Here is a 1,739-nt window from a genome sequence, read left to right on the forward strand (position 1 = left end):
GAAGAAGCCCACCCGTTTTGGAGGCGGGCGGGCTTCAGCACCACTCGAGGAAACTTACTGGGCTGCTACGCGATCATTGTGCTTCTTGTGGGCGATAGCGCGGCTATCGCGGTTCGCCTCTCGCTCCAGGGCGCGGCGCTCTTTCTTGGTCACTTTGCCGTCGGACTTGGCGGCTGCTTCATCGGCATTCAGCTTGGCTTCGCGCTTTTCCAGGTTCTGGGTTTCTTTCGCGGTCAGCTGGCCGGAAGCGGCGCCGTTGGCGATGCGCGCTTGCTGGTTGGCTTCACGTGCATCCAGCTTCGGAGTGTTGGTCTGTGCGAAAACAGGCAGGGCCAGAGCGGAGAAGACGGCGGTCAGGAGCAGCTTTTTCATTTGTTATCCCTTTCAGTCAAAGTGAGCAAATCGCCCATGAGCAATTAACGCACCCAGCACTGCCGAGTTGACTGCAAAAGTGTTGCGAGTGTAAGCAATTGAAACCGCTTCAGGACTGAAGCTCAGGGGCCGCACGAGGTCCACTCACGCGGCGTCAACTGCTGCCCTTCGATCTTCGTCCACTCGCCGGATGCATTCGATAGCAGAAGCCCGCTGCTGGTCACAATCAAAGCGCTGCCATCGGCATTGAACTGGTAGCCGAGCATCGCGCCGTCATCTGCATCACCCGGCACGACACGCCTGTCCAGCGGCCCCTCGCTCTTCACATATACCAGTTCCTGCGGAACAGGAACGGAGGCAATGCGCGTAGCGACTGGCGCCGCGCCAATATACCGCCCCGGTTCACCGGCCGCGGCAGGGATGGCCTGCCAGGTCTTCCCGAAATCGACGCTTTGCTGCATCACCGGCATATCTTCGATCACGCGGACGGTGTACAGCCTGTCCCATCGATCCACCTGGTATTGTTGCTGCCACTCCTGCGACGAAAGCTCTGCGGCCTTCCACGTTTTGCCGCCATTTTTACTGACGTAATTTGCGTCATGCGAAGTTGCGACGATGGTGTCGCCGATAGCGGTCACGCCCTCACATGCGCTGGAACCGCTCCACGTCAGCACGGGTTCTTCGTCCACGACCGCGGAAGTTTTGTGCCCGTTGAAGTCCGTGCGTGTCAGCACGATGTGGCGCTTTCCATTGCGCTTCAGCCGGGACTTGTAGCTGATGAGACGCCGGTCGAGAATCCCCGTAGTCTGCCAGCGCCCATCCCCAGCGAGCCGGTCGACCATCAAGCCGTTGGCGCTACAGGCATACAGCCGCCCTTTGCCATCGATCGCTGGAATCATGTGTTCACCCAGCGACTCCCAGCTCCGTCCCATGTCCGGACTGCGATACAGCATATTGCTGGCGACAGCGTAAATCGATGCACCAACTAGCACCGGCCCTTGCTGCGGCACGATATCGCTGGGCCAGTTCCGGTCATCCCAGGTGGCGCCACCGTCGTCACTACCGCGTGCGCCAAATGTACCGAGGACGAGCAGTTCACCACGCTGACCGGCAACTGCCGAAATGATTTCATGCGAGTTGCAGGCCGTGCCGAATGCAGCGGATGGAATGGCACACGCCATTGCCGCCGCCATTCCGGCGACGCGATTATTGAACCTCATACCTGCGGATTGAGCCTTTCGATTTTTGAGTACAGTTTGTTCAGACCTGCCAGATAAGCTTTCGCGGACGCCACCACAATATCCGGGTCCGCGCCGACGCCATTGACGATGCGGCCCGAATGCGCCAGGCGCATCGTGACTTCGCCC

Annotated in this window: 3 protein-coding genes; all 3 read right to left on the reverse strand. The window is 59.7% G+C overall.

Features of this window, described 5'->3' with window-relative positions; genetic code table 11:
• Nucleotides 1-54: 54 nt before the first annotated feature.
• The gene (locus AB4Z11_RS30830; protein ID WP_442029862.1) at nucleotides 55-372 is read right to left on the reverse strand and encodes a hypothetical protein; all 318 of its coding nucleotides are present in this window, start codon (nucleotides 370-372) and stop codon (nucleotides 55-57) included.
• Between the two features lie 122 nt (nucleotides 373-494).
• On the reverse strand, nucleotides 495-1,553 hold the full coding sequence (locus AB4Z11_RS30835) for a hypothetical protein (protein ID WP_442029864.1): 1,059 nt from the start codon (nucleotides 1,551-1,553) through the stop codon (nucleotides 495-497).
• A 35-nt stretch (nucleotides 1,554-1,588) separates the two neighbouring features.
• Nucleotides 1,589-1,739: alpha-isopropylmalate synthase regulatory domain-containing protein (locus tag AB4Z11_RS30840; RefSeq protein ID WP_442029866.1), on the reverse strand; the 151-nt coding region annotated here is incomplete at its 5' end.

This window comes from Pseudoduganella sp. RAF53_2, from assembly GCF_052113985.1.
GTDB lineage: Bacteria > Pseudomonadota > Gammaproteobacteria > Burkholderiales > Burkholderiaceae_D > Rugamonas.

What these genes read in the sequence shown, in the direction of transcription:
- AB4Z11_RS30830 (WP_442029862.1), bottom strand. Translation starts at nt 372, where the DNA reads ATGAAAAAGCTGCTCCTGACCGCCGTCTTCTCCGCTCTGGCCCTGCCT.
- AB4Z11_RS30835 (WP_442029864.1), bottom strand. Translation starts at nt 1,553, where the DNA reads ATGGCGTGTGCCATTCCATCCGCTGCATTCGGCACGGCCTGCAACTCG.